At 30.9% G+C, this 22,717-nt stretch carries 20 protein-coding genes; 16 read left to right on the top strand and 4 right to left on the bottom strand.

Annotation, left to right across the window (positions count from 1 at the left end; all coding sequences use genetic code 11):
- Window positions 1–254: 254 nt before the first annotated feature.
- From BN350_RS11120 to BN350_RS11080, 9 genes are all read left to right on the top strand, one after another.
- Window positions 255–1,367 carry a transglutaminase domain-containing protein gene (locus BN350_RS11120; protein WP_028043655.1) on the top strand — a complete coding sequence of 371 codons (1,113 nt, stop codon included), beginning with the start codon at window positions 255–257 and terminating at the stop codon, window positions 1,365–1,367.
- A 170-nt stretch (window positions 1,368–1,537) separates the two neighbouring features.
- Window positions 1,538–1,969 (top strand): division/cell wall cluster transcriptional repressor MraZ, encoded by a 432-nt coding sequence (gene mraZ, locus BN350_RS11115; protein ID WP_028043654.1) that lies wholly within the window; start codon window positions 1,538–1,540, stop codon window positions 1,967–1,969.
- Window positions 1,970–1,980: 11 nt separating this feature from the next.
- Window positions 1,981–2,928 carry a 16S rRNA (cytosine(1402)-N(4))-methyltransferase RsmH gene (gene rsmH / locus BN350_RS11110; RefSeq protein WP_028043653.1) on the top strand — a complete coding sequence of 316 codons (948 nt, stop codon included), beginning with the start codon at window positions 1,981–1,983 and terminating at the stop codon, window positions 2,926–2,928.
- The gene (locus tag BN350_RS11105) at window positions 2,915–3,217 is read left to right on the top strand and encodes a hypothetical protein (RefSeq protein ID WP_028043652.1); all 303 of its coding nucleotides are present in this window, start codon (window positions 2,915–2,917) and stop codon (window positions 3,215–3,217) included. Before rsmH ends, BN350_RS11105 begins: the two co-directional genes overlap by 14 nt.
- A 5-nt stretch (window positions 3,218–3,222) precedes the next feature.
- On the top strand, window positions 3,223–5,376 hold the full coding sequence (locus BN350_RS11100; protein WP_231385270.1) for a penicillin-binding protein: 2,154 nt from the start codon (window positions 3,223–3,225) through the stop codon (window positions 5,374–5,376).
- Window positions 5,377–5,439: 63 nt separating this feature from the next.
- Entirely contained in the window at window positions 5,440–7,359 is a 1,920-nt protein-coding gene (locus BN350_RS11095) for a penicillin-binding transpeptidase domain-containing protein (protein ID WP_028043650.1), read from the top strand.
- A gap of 93 nt (window positions 7,360–7,452) precedes the next feature.
- Window positions 7,453–10,662 carry a DEAD/DEAH box helicase gene (locus BN350_RS11090; protein WP_028043649.1) on the top strand — a complete coding sequence of 1,070 codons (3,210 nt, stop codon included), beginning with the start codon at window positions 7,453–7,455 and terminating at the stop codon, window positions 10,660–10,662.
- A 194-nt stretch (window positions 10,663–10,856) separates the two neighbouring features.
- Window positions 10,857–11,360 (top strand): LytTR family DNA-binding domain-containing protein, encoded by a 504-nt coding sequence (locus tag BN350_RS11085; protein ID WP_028043648.1) that lies wholly within the window; start codon window positions 10,857–10,859, stop codon window positions 11,358–11,360.
- Window positions 11,361–11,438: 78 nt separating this feature from the next.
- Window positions 11,439–11,648 (top strand): helix-turn-helix domain-containing protein, encoded by a 210-nt coding sequence (locus tag BN350_RS11080; protein WP_028043647.1) that lies wholly within the window; start codon window positions 11,439–11,441, stop codon window positions 11,646–11,648.
- Between the two features lie 284 nt (window positions 11,649–11,932).
- On the opposite strand, the gene BN350_RS11075 is transcribed toward BN350_RS11080, so the two are convergent.
- The 4 genes from BN350_RS11075 to BN350_RS11060 are packed head-to-tail and all read right to left on the bottom strand — an operon-like array spanning window position 11,933 to window position 15,129.
- A complete protein-coding gene (locus BN350_RS11075) occupies window positions 11,933–12,931 on the bottom strand; it encodes a hypothetical protein (protein WP_147573579.1) in 999 nt (332 codons plus the stop codon).
- A gap of 1 nt (window position 12,932) precedes the next feature.
- Entirely contained in the window at window positions 12,933–13,646 is a 714-nt protein-coding gene (locus BN350_RS11070) for a CpsD/CapB family tyrosine-protein kinase (protein ID WP_028043645.1), read from the bottom strand.
- 3 nt (window positions 13,647–13,649) lie between these two features.
- Complete coding sequence (locus BN350_RS11065) at window positions 13,650–14,432, bottom strand: CpsB/CapC family capsule biosynthesis tyrosine phosphatase (RefSeq protein WP_028043644.1); 783 nt, start codon at window positions 14,430–14,432, stop codon at window positions 13,650–13,652.
- A gap of 4 nt (window positions 14,433–14,436) precedes the next feature.
- Window positions 14,437–15,129: a YveK family protein gene (locus tag BN350_RS11060; protein ID WP_028043643.1), complete on the bottom strand. Its 693-nt coding sequence runs from the start codon at window positions 15,127–15,129 to the stop codon at window positions 14,437–14,439.
- 249 nt (window positions 15,130–15,378) lie between these two features.
- Between BN350_RS11060 and BN350_RS19100 the strand changes: the two genes are divergently transcribed.
- The 7 genes from BN350_RS19100 to BN350_RS11015 all read left to right on the top strand — a co-directional run bounded on the left by BN350_RS19100 (window position 15,379) and on the right by BN350_RS11015 (window position 22,716).
- Complete coding sequence (locus tag BN350_RS19100; protein ID WP_044600290.1) at window positions 15,379–17,289, top strand: polysaccharide biosynthesis protein; 1,911 nt, start codon at window positions 15,379–15,381, stop codon at window positions 17,287–17,289.
- A 130-nt stretch (window positions 17,290–17,419) separates the two neighbouring features.
- Window positions 17,420–17,944 carry an antiterminator LoaP gene (gene loaP / locus BN350_RS11045; protein ID WP_044600273.1) on the top strand — a complete coding sequence of 175 codons (525 nt, stop codon included), beginning with the start codon at window positions 17,420–17,422 and terminating at the stop codon, window positions 17,942–17,944.
- A gap of 76 nt (window positions 17,945–18,020) precedes the next feature.
- Window positions 18,021–19,160: an aminotransferase class V-fold PLP-dependent enzyme gene (locus tag BN350_RS11040; RefSeq protein ID WP_044600272.1), complete on the top strand. Its 1,140-nt coding sequence runs from the start codon at window positions 18,021–18,023 to the stop codon at window positions 19,158–19,160.
- On the top strand, window positions 19,153–19,746 hold the full coding sequence (locus BN350_RS11035; RefSeq protein WP_028043640.1) for a sugar transferase: 594 nt from the start codon (window positions 19,153–19,155) through the stop codon (window positions 19,744–19,746). The genes BN350_RS11040 and BN350_RS11035 overlap by 8 nt, the downstream gene beginning before the upstream one ends.
- A 12-nt stretch (window positions 19,747–19,758) precedes the next feature.
- A complete protein-coding gene (locus BN350_RS19095; RefSeq protein ID WP_049945564.1) occupies window positions 19,759–20,343 on the top strand; it encodes a GNAT family N-acetyltransferase in 585 nt (194 codons plus the stop codon).
- Window positions 20,340–21,749, top strand: coding sequence for a pyridoxal-phosphate dependent enzyme (locus BN350_RS11020; protein WP_081652898.1), 1,410 nt, complete (start codon window positions 20,340–20,342; stop codon window positions 21,747–21,749). The genes BN350_RS19095 and BN350_RS11020 overlap by 4 nt, the downstream gene beginning before the upstream one ends.
- A gap of 1 nt (window position 21,750) precedes the next feature.
- Entirely contained in the window at window positions 21,751–22,716 is a 966-nt protein-coding gene (locus BN350_RS11015; RefSeq protein ID WP_028043639.1) for an ATP-grasp domain-containing protein, read from the top strand.
- Window position 22,717: the final 1 nt, after the last annotated feature.

The raw sequence follows: 22,717 nt of genomic DNA, 5'->3' as shown, positions 1-22,717 counted from the left end.
GGGTATAAGAAATATCAGCTTGTGAGTATATATTCATCATCATTTTTATTTTTTATAAGATTTGATTGATAAATATGTAAATAATCGGCAATCATCTGTACTTTATCTATTTGTGGATATTTTTGCACTTACCCAATCAGAAACATTGCTTGAGGTAATATGTAAGTCATTAATTATATCTGATTGTGATTTTAATAAAAAATCTTTATTTTTAAGGTATGGTTTGTTATGATATAGAAAAGTGAGGGGAAAGCATGATAAAGAAATTCCTATTAATCATTATTGTCTTTTTTTTAATTGTTTTTTTTGGTTACCGATTTTTAGAGTCCCAGAGTGATAAAGTTGATAGTCAGGAAATTTTAGAAATTTATCAACAAGATAATCATTCACAATATTTCTATTCAAAATTAAATGAAAAAGATCAAGAAACTTATCGTAGAATTTATTATACATTTGTTAATTTTAGCAGATCGATACCATTAGAAGAAAGCAACTCTGATAAAGTATCAAATATCTTTCAAAATGTCTTAGATGACCACCCAGAGATATATTATATTAATTCTGAATTTCAATATACAGATACACACAAATTTATATTTATACCTAAATTTGATCTTACACAAGAACAAGTTGAGAAAACAAATCAGGCTATCCAGCAGAAAACAAGTGGAATTATTCATGAAGCAACACAACAAAAGGATGATATTCAAAAAGCCAAACTTTTATATGATTATATTATCAAAAATGTAGAATATAAAGAACAAGTGGGTGATGATCAGAAGATACCGAGTGCTTTACTTGATCAAAAGAGTGTTTGTGCTGGGTATGCCAGAGCTTATCAATATCTTTTGCATCAAGTGAATATATCATGTGCTTATATAACGGGAGATTCGAAAATTGAAACTGAAAACAGGCCTGGATATGATGGACATGCATGGAATATGGTAAAGATAAATGGTGATTACTATTATTGTGATACAACTTGGGGTGATACAGTCGATGACGATATGGAACATACATGTTATGCTTATTTTTTAATGGATAGTGAAGATATGTTAAAATGTTATCAGCCTGATAGTGCTTATGAAAAGACAAGTGAGTTAGGAAATCCATATTTTCGTAGTGTTGATGGATATATGGGGAGATATGATGAAAATGTTCTGTCTCGAGCTATTCAGCAGGGTTTAAAGAATAAAACACGTATTGCAGAGATTAAATGCGAGAATCAGGCTGTTTATGAAAGGGTTAAGAGAAATTTAAAGTCAGATTATCTTGGATATCGCTTATTAACAAAAAATAAATGCTGGAGTGATCATTCGTTTTATTACTGTATGGATGAATTGAAAGTAATAGAATTATATTATTAAATGGAAAAAATTGAAAAAATATTGAATAGTAGCAGATATCTGCTACTTTTTTTGTACAAAAAATAAAAAAATGAAGTGTGATTTCTCTATACAAGGTGGATGAAATGTTATATAATAGTGGCATGAAGTGTTAAAGAATGTATAGAAATGTTATAAAGTGGGTGATAAAAATGTTCTTTGGTGAATTTAGACACAATATAGATGCAAAAGGACGTTTAAGCATTCCTGCAAAGATGAGAAGTCAATGTGGAGAAAGCGTTTTTGTCACACGTGGAAATGATGGCTGCCTTGCTTTATACACACAAGAAGGCTGGGAAAGTTATTATCAGGAATTGCAGTCTTTACCACAGAAAAAGAAAAGAACACGTGTTTTTATACGTTTGGTGACTTCACGAGCAAGTGAATGTGACTTTGATAAACTTGGGCGCATTAATATTCCTCTTGTTTTAAGACAAGAAGGCCAATTAGAAAAAGAGTGTGTTATTGTTGGAGTTGGAGATCATGTAGAGATATGGAATAGTCAGGCATGGGATGAATTCTATTTAGATAACAAAGATAATTTTGATGATATTGCTGAAGATTTAGATGATTTTGAACTGTAAAGGAGAAAAATATGTTTCATCATATAAGTGTTTTATTAGAAGAAACAATAAATGGTTTAAATATTAAAGAAGATGGTATTTATGTGGATTGTACACTTGGTGGTGGTGGACATAGTCAGGAAATATTGAAAAGATTGACAACTGGACATCTTTATTGTTTTGATCAGGATCAAGTGGCAATCGCAGCAGCAAGAGAACGATTGAGTCAAATTTCAGATCATTTTACAATCATTTATTCAAACTTTCGTTATTTGAAGAGTGAACTTGCTAAGTTAGGAATTCATCATGTTGATGGTATTGTCTTTGATTTGGGTGTGTCTTCACCTCAATTTGATGATGGTGAACGTGGATTTAGTTATAATTATGATGCTAAACTTGATATGCGAATGGATCAGGGACAATCTTTTTCAGCTTATGATTTAGTCAATACATATGACTATAATGATATTGTGAGAATCTTATATAAATATGCAGATGAAAAATTTGCGAAACAGATTGCTCGTGCTATTGAAAGACATCGAACTATAAAACCAATTGAGACAACTTTTGAATTGGTTGATATCATTAAAGAAGCTATTCCTGCACCGGCGAGAAGAAAAGGTGGGCATCCTGCTAAAAGAACATTTCAGGCACTAAGGATTGCTGTGAATGATGAGTTGAATGTATTTGAAAAGGCTTTGGATGATGCTTTGGATATATTGAATGTACATGGACGAATTGCAGTTATTACATTTCATTCACTAGAAGATAAAATTTGTAAGTATACTTTTCAAGAAGTGACAAAGCAACCAGACTTACCAATGGGAATGCCCATTGTTCCAGAGTATTTAAAACCAAAATTTGAAAAAGTTACACGTAAACCAATTATTGCTAGTGAAGATGAATTGGCATCAAATCATCGCTCACATTCAGCAAAATTAAGAATTGTAGAAAGGATATATGAGGATGAAGAAAAGTAAGAAAAAAGAAACAAGATTTGTTAGATTTTCAAGACGTTTATTAATATTTAGTTTTTTTATATTTGTTTTAGGTATTGTTGCATTAAATTCTTATGAATCAACATTAAATATTAATTGTCAAAATCTTGAAAAAGAAATAGCAACAATTGAATCAGACATAGATGGATTAGATATCAAACAATTAGAACTTGCTGCTTTGCCTCGTATTGAATCCATTGCAGAGAAAAAGGGATATACATATAAACCAAATGCATCAACTGCTGCAGTTAAAGGAGTTACAAGAGAATAATGGCTATGAAAAAGAAAAATAATAACCAGAGTGCAAAGATTGTGATTTGTATCATGATGGTTATTGTTGTTTCATTAGTTGTTAATGTTGTTTACTTGGGAGTAACTGGAAAACATCTCGTTAGTGGTAACGATATGAGAACATATGCCGATAAACGTGGTGGTCGACAAAAAGTTGAAACACTTTATGCAAAACGAGGAACAATTTATTCGAGTGATAATGAAGTGATAGCAAGTGATGTCAAAAAATATAAACTATATGCTATTTTATCTAATACACGTCTCACGATTGATAAACAACCTGCTTATGTTGTTGATAAGGCAGATACTGCTAAAAAATTAGCTCCAATTATTGGGATGGATGAAGATCAATTATTAGAACGTCTGAGTAAAGACACATATCAGGTGGAATTTGGAAGTTATGGAAACAATTTGTCATCTTTGGTTAAAGATAAAATTGATGCATTAAAATTACCTGGACTAGAGTTTACAGAACTTACAACTAGGAATTATCGTTATGGTGATTTTGCATCTTATGAGATAGGATATGCTCAAGCATTAACTGAAGAAATTAATGGAAAAACAACAAATGCTATTGTTGGTCAAATGGGTATTGAAAAAGTATTTGATGAAGAATTGAGTGGAACAAATGGTCAAAAAATTTATTTGGCTGATAATAATAATTATATTCTTCCAAATGGAGTCATTAGTGAAACAGCACCAGTATCCGGAAATGATATTTATTTAACAATCGATACTGATATTCAAACAGAATTAGATTTACAAATGAAAAAATTTACTGACGCCCAAGTTTCAGATAAAGCCACTTGTGTTGTTATGGAAGCAAAAACAGGGCGTATCTTAGGAGTCAGTAATTATCCATCTTTTGATCCTAATAAAAGAGATATAGATAATTATGTTGATCTCTTTTTGAATGAACCTGTGGAAGCTGGTTCAGTTTATAAGGCATTTGTTTATGCCAATGCATTAACAGATGAACGATTGAATTTGAATGCGACATATCCTTCAGGACAGTATCATTATAAGGTTAATGGGAAAACTGTAGCAACTCTTAATGACCATAATAGTGGTAAAGGATGGGGAACTATTTCTTATGAAAAAGGGTTCTATTATTCAAGTAATACTGCTATCTGTAATATGATTACAAAAATTTCCAATAAAGAAACGTTAAAACAGGATTATGAAGATTTAGGTTTTTATCAAGAAAGTGAAATTGATGGTTTAAGTAGTGCTGCTGGTTTTGCTGGATATAAGCGCTCAGGAAATCGTGATCTTGAATTTCTAACAACAGGATATGGGCAAGGATCAACAGTTACAGCTTTACAGCTTATCCGTGGTTACAGTGCATTTGCAAATGATGGAAAGACTGTTGAACCATATTTTGTTGATAAAATTGTTAACAGTGAAACGAAACAAACCATTTATGAAGCAAAATCACAATATTCTAAACAGATTTATTCATCAAAAGCTGTGAAACAGATGTTAGATTTATTAAGTGGCGTTATTAATATTAAAGGCAGTACAGGGTATTCTTTCCATATGGATGATATCCGATTAATAGGTAAGACAGGAACAGGGCAGGTAGCCAAGGATGGTAAATACCGCAGTGATGGTTATTATACACATAGTTTTGTAGGTTTAGCTCCTTATGATGATCCAGAAATTGTTATTGCATACTGGTATCAGGGAAAAGTCAGTGGAAATGCGAATTCTTCTGAATTGATTAAATCCGTTGTTCGTGCATCGTTGAATAAGTTGAATGAACAGTCTGTAAAAGAAGTAGAAACTTCAACTTATATCTTAGATTCATATACAAATCAAAGTGTTGATTTTGTGAAAAAATCGTTAACTCAAAATCAGTTAACACCTTTAGTCATTGGTGATGGTGATACTGTTTTAGATCAGTATCCTAAATCTAAAACAGAAGTTTCTTCTAAATCACGTGTATTTCTTCAAACAAATGGAACAAATATCACAATGCCATCAATGGATGGATGGTCACGTAAAGAAGCAGAAGCCTTTGCATCTATGACAAATATTCAAATTGAATTTGATGGTATAGGGACGATTTATAAACAAAGTGTAGCGAAAGGAACAAAATTAAAGACAGGACAGACTGTAAAAGTGAATGCAAAATAGGACCTCATTGAGGTTCTTTTCATATTTTAGAGATATTTATCATAGTATAAAGTGGTGATATAAATGATCTTTACGAAGATGGCTAAAAAAATTAAATGGGTGAATATTGTCATGACTTTGATTGTTGCAGCAATTGTTGTGAGATTAGCTTATAGTCAATTTTATGCATATCAAGAATTATCTTTAAAAGCAACAGAATCATGGCAACGAGGTTTTCCGATCGAAGCAGCGAGGGGTAAAATATATGATAGTCGACAAAAAGTATTGGTTGACAATTTGACAACATCTTCATTAATCATTGTACCGAGCCAAGTGAAGGATGCAGTAGATACTGCATATAAGCTTTCACAGATATTAGGCTGTACACAAGAGAAAATATTAGAGAAGGTAAAGAAAAAGGTTTCAGTGGAAAGAATACAGCCAGAAGGAAGGCAATTGACTGAAGATAAAGCATATCAAATAGATAGATTAAAATTGCCTGGTGTGTATTTGGTGCAGGACACATTGCGTTATTATCCTCATAAGAACTATTTGGCTCAAACTTTAGGATTTGTTGGTATTGATAATCAGGGGTTAATAGGACTTGAATTAAAATATGATGAATATTTATCTGGTGTCAATGGTAGCATCAATTATTATATGAATGCTAAGAGTCAAAATTTGAATATTTACCCAGCTGATTATATTTATCCAACGAATGGAATGGATATTGAGTTAACGATAGATACACGTGTTCAGGATGTTGTGGAGCGAGAATTAAATAATGCTTATAATACTTATGATCCTGATTCTATTCTTTGTTTAGCAATGGACCCACGCAATGGAAAAGTTTTGGCTATGTGTTCTAAACCAGATTATGATCCTAATGATTATAAAAATGCGGATAGTGAAATTTATAATCGTAATTTACCTATTTGGAAATCGTATGAGCCAGGTTCAACTTTTAAAATTTTAACTTTTAGTAGTGCTTTGAATGAAAATCTGTTTGATATGGATAAGGATACTTATTATGATAAAGGGTATGAGATTGTAAAAGGAGCAAGAATTAAATCATGGAAGAAAGGTGGACATGGACTTCAAACATTTCGTGAAGTTTTACAAAACTCATCTAACCCTGGATTTGTAGAAATTGGTAGACGTTTAGGAAAAGAAAAACTATATCAGTATGTTAAAGATTTTGGATTAACTGAAAAAACGGGTATTGATTTAACAGGGGAGTCATCAGGGATTATGTTTTCTTATGAAAACTTTAATGAAGTTGAACAGGCAACCGTTGCTTTTGGACAAGGAATTTCTATTACACCCATTCAGTTAGTAAGAGCAGTTTGTGCATGTGTGAATGGTGGGACATTGTATAAACCATATATTGTTAATAAAATCTATAATGCGAAGACGCATGAAATTGTTGTTGAAAATCAGCCTCAGAAGATTCGCCAGGTTATACGTAGTGAAACATCAGAAAAAGTGAGAGATGCTTTAGAAGGCGTTGTTACTGATGGAGGAGGGAAAAATGCATATATTGATGGTTATCGTATAGGTGGAAAGACTGGAACAGCTCAGCGTGCTATTAATGGAACTTATGCTGGAAATGGATATATTTTATCCTTTTTAGGAGTAGCACCTATTGATAATCCGCAAATTGTTTTGTATATTGCGATGGATAATCCTAAAAAATGTGTACAATATGGTGGAACAACGGCTGCTCCTATAGCAAGAAAGATACTTATGGATGTCTTACCAGCCCTAAATATTAAAAAAGTCTCAGAACAAAGAGAAAAAGCTTATGTCTGGACGGATGTAAAAACTTACGAAGTTGAAAACTATATAGGGATGACGAAAAAAGAAGTCAAGAATGATCAATATGGTTTTGAATTTTTAGGTAGTGGTGATTATGTCATAGACCAATTGCCTCGTGTAGGTGATACAATAGAAGATGGACAAAAAGTGAAGATTATGCTAGGAGATAAAAATAGTATTCGTTAGATGATAAGGGATAAATTCCCTTATCTTTTGTTTTTATCTCAACATACAAGAACTTTTATGATATAATAAAGAAATTGATGGGAGGGAACATGAATGCATATACAAGACCGTGAAATAAGGAGAATTGTAAGTGATGAGAAAGAATATCGATTGGGGAGATTTATTGATATACGAACTCATTTAGAAAGAATGACAATATCATTGGATGAAAGTAGTGGTTGTTATCGTATTAATGCACGACTGACAGAGAACAATAATAGAATGATTGTATCTATAAAAATATCTCAAGATGGTGAAATACTTCAAGCAACATGTTCGTGCCTATTACGTGCATACTGTCATCATATTGCAGCTATTTTATTTTATTTACGCCAGTTAAAAATTACATCTTTTCCTTATTGTTATGAAATGAATAATGAAGAAAGTAAGACAATGAAACTAAAAGAAATAGAGAGACAAAGAAAAGAGCGTATTCTTTCAAAGAAACAACAAGAATCTTTGGATCTTATTTCTTTATATAAAGATCAGTTGATGCGTGAATCAATGATTCCTTTATCTTCAAAGCAATACAGTTTAAAGGTTTTTGTACAGCGTAAAAAAGATAAACTTTTTATGATGTTAAAGGTTTATAATGATGGTCAAAGTTATGTAGTGAAGAATATTGAAACATTTTTAAATGCTATTGTTCATCATGAGAATTTAAAATATGGGAAGAATTTTGAATTTATACATAGTGAAGATGCTTTTGATGATGATTCTATAGAGATACTTTCTTTTGTAAAGAAATGTTTCCTTAAAAATCAACTTTTACAAAAGGGTGTTATGAAATATTTAATCATGAGTGATGAACATATAGATGATTTTTTTGAAATGATGAATGCATTACCATCAGCCTGTTGTGATATTGGATTTGGTTTTAAAGAATATCGGATTCCTTTAGAAGTCACTGAACAAGTTCATAATTATATTTTAGATTTTAAAGATTATCAGGAATTTGAACATGTTATCATAACATCATCATATTTTTATACATTACAGGATGATATATTGTATCGCTATCAGTTTCATGAACCAGCTAAAATGATGGTTTTTATAAGAAAACTATTAGAAATACGTGGAGGAATGTATATTTCCAAAGAATCATTGATGGATTTTTATAAATATATTCTGGTTGATTTGATAGATGATATTGATTTAAAGACATATCTTTTTGATCATTATCGTCAGGAAAATGTCATTAATCTTTATGGGGATATGACAAATGATGATCAGATATGTATACAGTTAGAATATATTTATGATGATGGAATTGCTTATGGATTTGATGAAACGAATATACATAAATCAAAAGAGGCAGATCTCATTGAAGATTATTTGCGACCTTATATAGAAGATATTGATGATCATTTGATTTATTTGCGTTATGACCATGAATTTGCTTATCATTTTATGAAAGAGGGATTACCCTATTTAGCTAATTATTGTCAGATTTATGTAACAGATGCATTGAAAGGATTGTCAAAAATTCAATCTATGAAAATTCAAGTTGGTGTTCATATGAGTCATGGTTTATTATCAATGAATATTGATAGTTTTGATGTTAATAAAGATGAATTAATGGACATTTTAAAAGCTTATAAAAAGAAGAGAAAATTCTATAAGTTAAAGAATGGGAAGATTGTTTCTTTAGAGAATAGAGAATTTAAGGAATTAGATGAATTGACTTCATCTTTACAGTTAAAGACTCAAGATATTGTCAACGGTGAAGTCGAAATACCAGCTTATCGTTTGTTTGAAATTGATCAGATAATGAATAAGGATTCCTTAATTGAGTATTCTCGTAGTGAGGAATTTGAAAAATGGACTAAGGATTTAATAGAAAAGAATCATGATTTTATGGTTCCTAAAAGATATCAGTCTATTTTAAGAGAATACCAAGTTGATGGATATCAATGGTTACGTTTAATGGAGCATTATGGGTTTGGTGGTATTTTAGCTGATGATATGGGACTTGGTAAAACATTACAAATGATTGCTTATTTGGAAAGTGTAAAAAATATGGGAACACATTTAGTTGTTACACCAGCAAGTTTATTGTTAAATTGGCAAGATGAAATCAATAAGTTTTCTTCACATTTGAATGTTTTATGTATCTATGGTACAAAAAATCATCGTGATGAGTTGATTGATGTTATGGATGATTATGATGTTATTATAACTTCTTATGATTATTTAAGAAGGGATATTGAACATTATGAGGATAAGGAGTTTCATACTGTTGTCATAGATGAAGCTCAGTATATTAAGAACCCTAAAACAAGAAATGCGATATGTGTAAAACGTCTTCATTCAAAACAGCGTTTTGCTTTAACAGGGACTCCAATAGAAAACTCATTGGCTGAATTATGGTCTATTTTTGATTTCTTAATGCCTCATTATCTTTATCATTATGCATATTTTCTAGAACATTTTGAAAGACCTATTGTCAAGGATCATAATGAAGATCAACAGGAAAAACTAAAACAAATGATTTCACCATTTGTTTTAAGAAGAAATAAAAAAGATGTTCTGAAAGAACTTCCAGATAAGATTGAACAGACTTTATACCTTAGATTTAACGAGGAAGAAGAAAAACTTTATTTAGGTAATCTAGTTCAAGTCAATAAATCTTTGCAGGAGAAGCTAAATATGAACCAATTAGGACGTATGGATATTTTAGCAATGTTGACGAGATTAAGACAATTATGTCAAGATTCACGTTTATTATATGATACTATTGAAGAACCATCTTCTAAGTTAAAAGGATGTATGGAATTGATACGTTCTTTAGCTGAAAATAATAAAAAAATATTATTGTTTTCATCTTTTACAAGTGTTTTGCATTTAATTGAAGAACAGTGTCATAAAGAACATATCACTTATTATTTATTAGATGGAAGTACACCAAAGGAAAAAAGAAAAGCAATGGTAGATGCTTTTCAAAAAGACCAAACAACATTATTTCTGATTTCATTAAAGGCAGGAGGATCTGGACTTAATCTTACAAGTGCTCAAGCTGTTATCCATTTTGATCCTTGGTGGAATATGTCAGCTAAGAACCAAGCTACAGATAGAGCACATCGTATAGGTCAAAAAGAATCAGTTCAAGTCTTTTCTTTAATTATGAAAAATAGTATAGAGGAAAAAATTATGGAATTACAGAAGCAAAAGAAGAATTTAGCAGATACATTTGTTGAAGGAAACCAGGGAACAATATCTTCAATGAATATTGATGAAATGAAAGCGTTATTTGAGATCTCATAAATTGAGATCTTTTTTTTGTGTAAAAATAACTATAAAATTGGTAAAAATAGTATATTTATAATAAGATATTTGTCGAATAATGTAGAATAAAAGACAAATATTAATTGTTTTCATCCTTTTAGAAGTATTTTACTTCTGTATATTGAAAAATATGAAAAAAAAGGTAAATTTCGTATATCAAAGGAGGAAATAATATGAAAATTACTTATTGTGAAGATCCGAGAGTGAGTCATTATGAAATTAAACTCATTGCTCATCCTAAAAACATGAAACTTGCTAAATTATTGGTTAGTCAGTTTACTGAGAGTTTAGGTGAAATAGAGGTTTATGATGAATATCGAAATAAATATCCGATACCATTGCTAGGTGTTTATTATTTTGAAGTTATTGATCATAAAATATTTGTATATACAGAAACGGATGTTTTTCGATTACGTTGTATACCCATGGCTAAATTAAGAGAGTTATTTCAATCAGCTGGTTTTTATCAGATTAATGTTCGAACTTTAGTTAATACACGTCATGTTGTAAAATATAAAAAACAAAGAGGAAGTCGTCGTAAACTTTTTTTAGATAATGGAGATATGCTGATTTCAAGTCGACATTATAAAGATGGTTTTGAAAAGTTAATTGATGATAAGGACTTTATTGGATATGAAGAAATCAGTCGTACACATAAAAAAGAGCATCAAGACTAAATTATTTAATATTATCTTTATAAAGACAATATGAATATTTTCAATTCCTTTTATAGTAATATAGAGGAGGATGTTTTTATGAAGATAAGTTATGAACCATTTTGGAAAACACTAAAGAAGAAAGGACTTAACCAATATATTCTTATTAATAAAATGGGAGTTCGAAATAGTCTTGTCCATAAGTTTAGACATAATTTAGATGTAAGATTAACAACTTTAGCTGATTTATGTGAAAAATTGGATTGTCGTATAGAAGATATCGTTGAATTTATAGATGAAGACGAGTAAAGATTCACCACGGTGAATCTTTTTCTATTTATAATTAATGTGTGAAAGAAAAATAATGTCATCATCCCATTCATCTATGATTGAATCATGTTGTTTTTTCTACTGATTTATCTATAATTTATATACATTATCTGTAAGTTATCTCAATCATATGGTGTTATGTTCTTTCTGCTGCAATGATTATTTATGATATTTCTTGAATTATGAATATTGTTTTTCAAGTGTATTTGTGATTCTTTTTCGCAAATACTATGAGAAGAAAAAAATCGCTATAGGAATAGCGATTAAGATTGTATATCTTTTTCAGTGATATATTTGAGATCTATCATTTTTTGTATGATTTGTTCAGCAAGTAATTGATTGAATTTTGAATTACCATTGAGTTTATCTTCTTTTAAAAGGCTTGATGGAATGAGTTTATTCTGTAAGTCTTTTTTATCTTGATTAGTTGGTGTTATATTGGCATCTTTTAAGCCATTATTTAATAAATATTTTCTAAAGTCAAGAAAATGTTCTTTGTGTTCTTCTTTAAGAACTGTATTCATTGAATCAACGATATCAAATTTTCTTTTAGATGTTAATGAAACGACAATATATTTCTTAGTTTTCAGTTGGCTAATAATAGAGCGTTGATATGTAATTGTTCTAAAGATGCTATTTTCAGAACTTGGATCATAAGTTCCAGTAAAGATTATAGCAATGCTTTGACTATCAAAGGTTGGAAAATCAGCTTTGATTTGCGTTAATTTTGTGATTTTCTTTTCATTACCTTTTTGTTCTCTTGTAAATGTATGAGTTTTCTTTTCACTATTATATTTCAGTTTACCTGCAATACCATCAATTTCAACAGTTGTAAAATTTGAACCAGTACCTTTTAATGCATCTATTTTGTCTTTATCTTTATCAAAGAGTTGAATCTGAACAGGTGTCGTTTCACTAGGAATTGTTATATTATCAACATAAACCTTTGTTTTACCCATTCTAATAGATATATCAATACTTTGATCTTGTGCACCACCAAATTTATTGACAGAAAAACCAGTTAATGAAGAAAGGGCAGTTGGATAAGATGCGGACTTTTCTCCTAACGTTAAACTATCACCAATGCAATAAATGACAGGTGTATTTGAAGAGACTGATGTGACAGTTTCAGATGAATTGTCTTGTTTTTGTTCTCGATATTTTTGACTTTCTTTTCGCGTTGTGAGTGTATCATAACCAATCAATGTAAAAATGATACAAAGCAGTAGAGCCACAATAAGTGGAAAAGATATTTTTTTCATTTTAATAGTAGTAAGAGTAGATTCCAGATCCACTGTCAGATTTTGTAAGAACACTTCCTAAGACATTAACATTATTACGTTTCAATAAATCTATACAATTGGCAGCATCTTTACGATTTGTATCTTGGGCTGAAATAATGAATAATGTTCCATCTACTGCATTACCTACAGGAATAGCATCTGAGATTGTTCCAACAGGAGCACAGTCAACAATAATAAAGTCAAAGTTTTGTTTTAAAACATTCATATAATCTTTAAAAACATCTGAACCAAGTATTTCTGATGGATTAGGAACATGAACGCCACCAGTTAAAATAGATAAAGTTCCTAAGAATGATGGATCAGTTTTCTTTTGGATATAGTCTGGGTTATAACGATGTGTTTTCCCAAATTCTATTAAAGCATCTGTTAAACCTTGTTGATTGGACATTTTCATGTATTTATGTAACATGGTTTTTCTTAAGTCACAGTCAACTAATAAGACTCTTTGATATTTGGTTGCAAAGATATAAGCGAGATTAATTGATGTTGTTGTTTTTGCTTCTCCTGGTTGAGTCGATGTAATAGAAATAGATTTGATTTCTTTCCCTACAGTTGAAAATTCAATATTTGTACGAATATGTCTGAATATTTCAGTATAGTCAAATTGACTATGTTTTTTTGATTTATCAAGAATATTTAATGTTTTTCTTGATCTATGTTTCTTTTGTACCATTTCTTATCTCCTTGTCAATAATTTTTTTAAAAATGATTTCTTGATTTCGATTTCTTCAACTTCTTCATTATGTAAAATATGTTGAGGATTATCAAACATTAATGTTTTAAGAACCTGATAATGATAACTTTTAGAAAGAATATCAAAGGTTTCTTGCATGCGTGGTATACGATGCCCTTCACAGCGATGAGTATCTGTTGCAATAATATGAGCTAATCCTTTATCAATTAAACGATAAGCGTTATTTTTAACAGTTTTACCATGTACTCCTAATAAACTTGAAGCATTGACTTGAATAACATATCCGCTTTCAACGAAATCTGATATACGTTCTATATCAAGTTCATCTTTAAAATATCTTTCAACATGAGCAATGACTGGCGTATATCCAGCAACTTCAATTTCATAAAGATAATCTTCTACTTCATCTTGACTCCCTAACTCTTTTCTAACATCAAATTCTACAAGTAAATATGATGTGTTTTCGATAGGAATATATAAACCATTTTGTAACGATTGAATACAATCATGATTTAAAAAGAGTTCACATCCTTGATAAACATCAATATGATTATTTTGAGCAAGTTGTTTTAATTCTTGAATTCGTTCTTTAAGATGTTCTATATCTTTCTTTGTATGCGCTCCAGGAATAACATGGGGTGTAGCAACGATAGATGTGATGTTATTGGCCTTTGCAACATTTAAGGCTTTAATAGCATCTTCTTTAGTCTGAATACCATCATCTATATCCCATGCATAATGTCCATGAATATCAATAAATTGCATAGTTTTAATCCTCAAAATATGGAATAGAACCTAAACAAGGAATACCTAAATATTTTTCAGCTTCTTCTTTATTATGAACATGTGTATCTAACATGAATCTTATAAATAAATAACCAACACTAATGAATGCCCCTAATAAAGCACCAATCAATAAGTTCATTTTTAAACTTGGAGAAACTGGTGATTCAGCAAGAACTGCTTGATCAACGGTTGTGATATTGTTGATGTTTAATGTGTCTTTTGCTTCTTTCTTGAATACTGCAACCATTTGATCAACAATCTTTTTACTTAATTCAGGATCATTTGTTTTAGCAGTAATAGAAATGATTTGTGTGTTTGTTTCATTTGCTATTGTCACAGAACCTTTAATTTGAGATTGTTCAATATCTAATTTTTCAGCAACTTGTGTTTGAATGTTATTACCTTTTAGTAATTCAACATAGTTATTAACCATCAAATTATTGGCATTGATTTGAGTATAATCAACAACCCCTTCAGTAACTTCTGGTTTAGGATAAATACGGGCAGTTGACTCATATTTTTTGCTGATAAAGAATATTGTGATAACCCCAGCAATAATGGCACAAACCAAAACAGAAACAACAATCATTTTATATTTTGATTTTAATAATTGAAATAATTCACCTAAATTAATTTCAATCTCTTCTTCGTTTTTTACTATCTCGTTATCAGTCATAAGGACCTCCTTGTCAATTTTATAAAATGTTAGAAATATCATAAATTAGTCATATCGACTTGAATTTTGGATAAAAACAAGTTATGATATGCATGACAAAAATGTATTTCTTAGTGTATTATGCTTTAAAGAGCGAAAAAAATCAAGTTTTATCCGCTATTTTAGCAGAAATATCTCTAAAAAATGTAATGAGTAATCGTGAAAGGGAGTTAACAAAAATGAAAAAAACCGTGGGGGGGGGGTATGAAAATGAATAGTATTAAAGATAGAAAGCAATTATTTATGCGCAGATTAATTTTAATTTTTATTGATGCTATAAGTATTACTGTTGCTTTCTATGGTGCACTAGCCCTCTATTTTAATGGACCTATAGAGTCAAGATTTATTCAGGGATCTTTACCACTAGCAATGGTACTCCTCGCTGTCAGTCTTGGCTTATTTGCTGTCATGAAACTTTATTCGAGTTTATGGCAATTTGCGTCTATCACTGAATTGATGAATATTGTTATTGCAACGGCTGCAAGCACGATTGTGAATGTACTGATTTGTGAATTGAGTGGTTTTAATCCCCCTGAAAGTACATATTTTATTTATTTTATGATTGTGACAATGATTACTGGTGGAACACGATTTGGTTATCGATTATTGAGATTGTATGCGAGTCGTCATCATTTATTTGGCAGAAGTGATACACCAAAATCAAGAGTGATGGTCATTGGTGCAGGATCAGCTGGTGAAAAGATTTTAAGGGAAATATTAGTATCATCAAGATTAAATAGAGAAATTATTTGTTTTATTGATGATGATCCTAATAAAATGGGAAGATCTATTCATGGTGTACCTGTTGTAGGAAACAGAGATGCAATCATTGATTGTGTGCAAAAATATAAAATTGATGAAATATTTGTTGCTTTACCATCTATTGATGATAAGCAAGTTTCTGAAATTTTAAATATTTGTAAAGAAACAAAATGTAAATTAAAGAAATTACCTGGTATGTATCAGTTTATTTCTGGTGAAATCATTCTCAATAAATTAAAGGATGTAGAGATTCAGGATTTATTAGGAAGAGATCCTATTCGTGTGAATCTTGATGAGATTATGTCATATGTGTATGATAGAGTAATTATGGTTACAGGTGGTGGCGGATCAATTGGAAGTGAGTTGTGTAGACAAATTGCTGAAAGAGGTCCAAGACAATTGATTATTGTTGATATTTATGAAAATAATGCCTATGATATTCAATTAGAATTAAAACGTAAGTATCCTAAATTAGATTTAAAGGTTATGATAGCATCAGTGAGAGATGTTAATAAAGTGAATGAATTGTTTGCTGAGTTTCATCCTGATATTGTTTATCATGCTGCTGCACATAAACATGTTCCATTGATGGAAGATGCACCACATGAAGCTATTAAAAATAATGTTTTTGGAACATTAAATGTTGTGAGAGCCTGTGATCGATATGCAGCAAAGAAATTTATTCTTATTTCTACTGATAAGGCAGTCAATCCAACCAATATTATGGGAGCTTCTAAACGTTTATGTGAAATGGTTGTACAAACATATGACAAAATGTCTAAGACTGAATATGTTGCTGTGAGATTTGGGAATGTACTAGGATCAAACGGTTCTGTTATTCCATTGTTCAAAAAGCAAATTCAAAATGGTGGACCAGTGACAGTTACACATCCAGATATTATTCGTTTCTTTATGACGATTCCAGAAGCAGTATCGCTTGTTTTACAGGCTGGTGCTTATGCTAAGGGAGGAGAAATTTTTATCTTAGATATGGGTGAACCTGTGAAGATTGTTGATATGGCAAGAAATCTTATTAAGTTGTCTGGATATGAACCTGATGTTGATATTAAGATTGAGTTTACAGGGTTAAGACCTGGTGAAAAGCTTTATGAAGAAATGTTAATGAAAGAAGAAGGATTAAGAACAACACCTAATAAGTTGATTCATATAGGACAGCCAATAGATATCAATACTGAGAAATTCTTAAAAGAACTTGAAGATTTATATAAAATCGCTTATGATGAAGAAAGTGATATGAGAGTGGCGGTTAAGCATCTTGTGCCAACATATCATTATGATAAAGAAAAACAAGGTGTGAAAAGAAAAGTGAAAGAACAGGTAGAAGAAGTATCTGTTTAGTTAATTGAAAAAGAATTGTCCTTGAGTAATCGTCGCGTGGTCGCGTTACTCAAGCAATTTGTTATAACTAAGCCAAGTCGAAGTATATTTATTTCATATTTCGATGGGCGAAGCATATCCAAATGGAGGAATGAACGTGTATGATAATTGGTATGCTGTACAAGTGAGGTGCGGCAGAGAAGATGAAATCGTAAGAGCATGTGATATGATTATTGATAATCATGCTTTGATTGAATGTTTTATTCCTAGATGTAAGAGGATGAGGAAAATAAGAGGTCAATGGCATAACATTGAGGAAATTTTATTTAGAGGTTATGTCTTTATGATAAGTGATCATATAGATGACTTATTTAATGAGTTAAAGAAGATACCTGATTTAACGAAACTATTAGGGAATGATGGGAAGAATATTTATCCCATATATAAAGATGAGGCTATATTTCTTGCAAGGTTTGGTGGAAGTGAACATGTTGTAGATATTTCTTGTGGATATATTGAAGGTGATAGTATTTGTATTACAAATGGTCCTTTGATGGGACAAGAAGGAAGTATAATGAAAATTGATAGGCATAAGAGAGTGGCTTATGTTGATGTTTCATTGTTTGGTCAAATCACAACTGTTCAAGTTGGACTTGAAGTCATTAGTAAAAGTTAATGAGGGTATATGAAAGTTCATAGTGAATGCTATGGCTTTTTTTGTATACAAAAATATATGTTTGGAGGGATTGATAATGTCACATATCTTTTTAGCTTCACCACATATGAGTGATGAAGGCTATGAAAAAGAATATATACAGGAAGCATTTGATACCAATTGGATTGCTCCTTTAGGTAAGAATGTGAATGAATTTGAAAATGAAATGAAAAGTAAGCTAGGTGCTAAAACTTCAGTTGCCTTGTCTTGTGGTACAGCTGCTATTCATATGGCTCTAAAGAGTGTTGGAATAAAACAGGGAGATTTAGTCTTTTGTCAGAGTCTGACTTTCAGTGCTTCTGCCAATCCAATTACTTATGAAAAGGCTATACCAGTATTCATTGATAGTGATGAATCTTGGAATATGTCACCTAAGGCATTAAGAGAAGCTTTTGAAAAGTATAAGAATAATTTACCTAAGGCAGTTATAGTTGTTCATTTATATGGATTAACGGCAAAGATAGAAGAAATCAAAAGCATATGCAATGAATATGATATTCCTTTAATAGAGGATGCGGCAGAATCATTAGGAACAACAGTCAATGGGAAGTATACAGGAACATTTGGTGATTATGGAATTATTTCATTCAATGGAAATAAGATCATTACATCATCAGGTGGTGGTATGCTTCTTTTTAATACTGATGATGCAAAAGAGAAAGCATCAAAGGTACTATTCTGGTCAACACAGGCAAGAGAGAATGCAAGGCATTATGAACATAAGGAAATAGGATATAACTATCGCATGAGTAATGTTGTCGCAGGAATTGGTAGAGGGCAGCTAAAGGTATTAGATCAAAGAGTATCCAAGAAAAGATACATTTATGAGTATTACCAAAGAGAATTATCAGAACTTAAGGGATTAACACTTATGCCTAGAGATTTATATAATTCCTATTCCAACTGCTGGCTAACAACAATACAGTTAGATGATAACTGTAAGGTAAAGCCATTAGATATCATGATAGCATTAGAAGAGAATGATATAGAATCAAGACCAGTGTGGAAACCAATGCATATGCAGCCAGTCTTTAGTGAATGTGACTATATTGATGATAATCAAACATCACAGAGATTATTTGAACATGGAGTCTGCCTGCCAAGTGACACAAAGATGACTGATGAAGACTTAGAAAGAATCTGTAGTATTATCAAAGGGTTGTGGAATCATGTATAGAAAGTATATAAAAAGAATGCTTGATTTTATATTGTCACTGGTAACTATTATTATTCTAAGTCCATTGTTTATAATTATTTGTATTCTGATTAAATCAACTTCAGAGGGACCAATCTTTTTCTTACAGGAAAGAGTCGGTATTCATCAAAATGTATTTAAAATTATAAAATTTAGAACAATGATTGTTAATGCAGAGCATATTGGAGATGGTTTAAAGGTAAAGGAGGGAAGTGATCCACGAATTACACGAATAGGAAAATTCTTAAGAAAAACCTCCCTAGATGAATTGCCTCAGCTGTTTAATATCTGTAAAGGTGATATGTCAATTATTGGACCAAGACCTCCAGTTACATATCATCCATATCAGATAGGAGAATATGATGACTTTAAAAAAAGGAGATTTGATGCAAGACCAGGATTGACAGGTCTTGCACAATCGGAAGTAAGAAATTCAGCAACATGGGATGAAAGAATCGAATATGATGTAAGATACGTACAAGATATCAGTTTTATAAATGACGTAAAAATCATATTGAAAACAGTGTGGGCAGTATTTAGTTCAAAAAATATTTATGCCAATCAATAGGAGATGATAATCATGACAATAATGAATGGAGATAAAGTAAAGTTACGTCCCATTATTTATGATGATGTATATTTATTAAATAAATGGAAAAATACCGAGTCGGTTTATAAGTATCTAGGAGGAGGATTTCTTCCAACATCTATCGATATTCAAAAAAAATGGATGGAAAATATGATGAATACTACAGGAAGTAATAAAAGATTTATTATTGAATCAGATGATAAGCATGAGGCCATTGGAATGATCGGACTATATGAAATAAACTGGATCAATAGAACTTGTGAGTTAGGAGTTTTTATAGGAGAATGCAAATTACAGGGTTCTGGATATGGAAAGGAAGCATGCAGACTGATTGAGAATTACGCATTTGATTATCTGAATCTAAGAAAAATTAAGTTGTCTGTAGTTGAGGAAAATATCAGAGCAGTTAGGATGTATCAGTCATTAGGATATGTTGAAGCAGGCAGATTGCATGAAGAGAGATTTATAGATGGACATTACTGTTCACTTTTCATTATGGAAAAATTAAGCCCGAAAATCTCGGGGGGGGGGTATGAATTCTATAACATAATTCACTCTCAGGGAGTGTATATATGAAAATACTCCTCAGAAGATTTAATGAAGATGATATAGATAAAAAAATCGAATGGATTAACAACCCTCTCAATAACAAATATCTACATTACAGTTTACCACTAAAAAAAGAGAATACATTAAGATGGTTTGCAAATATAAAAGATAAAAAGGATAGACTTGATTTAGTTATAGAGTGTGATGGTATTGCAGTTGGAATTATAGGATTGCTGAATATTAATCAGTATGGTGCTGAACTGTATATTACAATAGGCGAAAGAAAATATTTGGGAAAAGGAATAGCTAAAAAGGCATTATTAGTATTGAAGGATTATGCTTTCGAAACCTTGAATCTTTCTAAATTAATACTGGTCACAGAAATAGATAACCTATCAGCACAGGCTCTTTTTGATAAAGTGGGATTTATTAGATATGGAATCAAAAAGAAGGATGTATTACGTGATGGTGCTTATAGAGATAGGTATTACTATGAACTACATAATAGGAATTGCATAAAAACACCTATTTATGCTTTAAATGACTGTTCAAATCAGTTATTTGTTAAGAGAGATGATCTTATACCTTTTTCTTTTGGTGGCAACAAGGCAAGAAAAGCTATTTTGTTTTTTGAAGATATTCAAAGCAGAGGGAGTGACTATATAGTTACATATGGAACTTCAAGCTCCAATCATTGCCGAATAGTTGCAAATCTTGCAAAGTCTGTAAATCTAGCATGCTTGATAATTAGTCCGATTGAGCAGGAAAAGGAAACATACAATAAGAAGATCATAAAATTACTGGATGCTGAAGTAGTGGTGGCATCAGTCAGTGATATTAATGACACTATTAATAGAGAAATAGAAAGACTAAAAAACCAAGGATTTAATCCCTATTTTATAGAGGGTGGAGGACATGGAAATCTAGGTACCAAGGCTATGATTGACTGCTATAAGGAAATATATGACTATGAAATGCAGGAAAATATTCATTTTGACTATATCTTTTTTGCGTCTGGAACTGGAACAACACAGGCAGGGCTGGTTCTGGGAAAGATTCTATATAATGATAATGCTCATGTAGTTGGCATTAGCATAGCAAGAAAATATCCCTACGGCAGAGATATAGTAATCAATAGCATGAATACATATCTAAAAGAAAATGGCTTTAATTTGAACTGTAAAGTTATTGAAGAAGAAACAGTATTCGTTGATGATTATACAGGAGATTGTTACGGTTCAGGGAATAGTAAAATAAAAGCAATGATCAATAATGTCTTTTTTAAGTATGGAATCCCATTGGACACAACATATACGGGAAAAGCGTTTTATGGAATGATGGAGTATATAAAGGCAAATCATATTGAAAATAAAAATATTCTGTTTATTCATACAGGAGGGACACCATTGTTTTTTAATGAATTGGAGGGATAGAATGAACATACTTATATTAAGTTCTGGAACGAGAAATAAGATTGTAGAATATTTTAAAAAGGAAATCAATGGAAAAGGAAAGGTTATATGTACAGACTGCAATCCATTGGCACCAACGTTGTATACAGCTGATAGGTATTATATAGTCCCTAGAATTGATGATTCAAAATATCTAGATTGTATATTTGAAATTTGTGATAAGGAACAGATAGAGGGAGTATTTTCTTTGATAGATCCTGAACTGTCGTTAATATCAAAAAACAAAAAAAGATTTATTGAAAAGGGAATTATACCATTTGTATCTGACTATGAAATAGTAGAGGCTTGCTTTGATAAATATAGAATGTATGAAACATGTAAAGAATTAGATGTTCCAACAGTAAAGAGCTATGTCGATTTTAATGAATTTAAAGAAGATTATATGAGTAGAAAGATTGATTTTCCAGTGTTTGTAAAGCCATATAATGGCAGCTGCAGCATGAATATACAACTGATTAATAATATTGATGATTTAGAGTTCAATATGAAAAAATATGATAACCTTATGATTCAGGAATATATGAATGGGTTTGAATACGGTGTGGATGTTTATGTAGATGTTATTTCAAAAGAGATAATATCTATTTTTATTAAGAAAAAATTATTGATGCGTGCAGGAGAAACTGATAAATCTGTTTCTGTAAAGAATGATAAATTATTTAAACTAGTTGAAGAGTTTGTAAAAAAGATGGGATTTATTGGACAGATAGATATAGATGTATTTGAGAAGAATGATGAATTTTACGTATCAGAAGTTAATCCAAGATTTGGCGGAGGATATCCACATGCGTATGAATGTGGGTGTAATTTTCCTAAATATATGATGAATAACATGAACGGTATAATCAATCAATCCCAGATAGGTAAATATGATAAAGATATCTATATGATGAAGTATTTGGATATATCCATAAAGAAAGGAATTTGAT

It is taken from the genome of Candidatus Stoquefichus massiliensis AP9 (genome assembly GCF_000455285.1).
Lineage (GTDB): Bacteria > Bacillota_I > Bacilli_A > Erysipelotrichales > Coprobacillaceae > Stoquefichus > Stoquefichus massiliensis.
The sequence above is the reverse complement of the archived record's forward strand: the minus strand, read 5'-3'. Positions and strand labels throughout refer to the sequence as shown.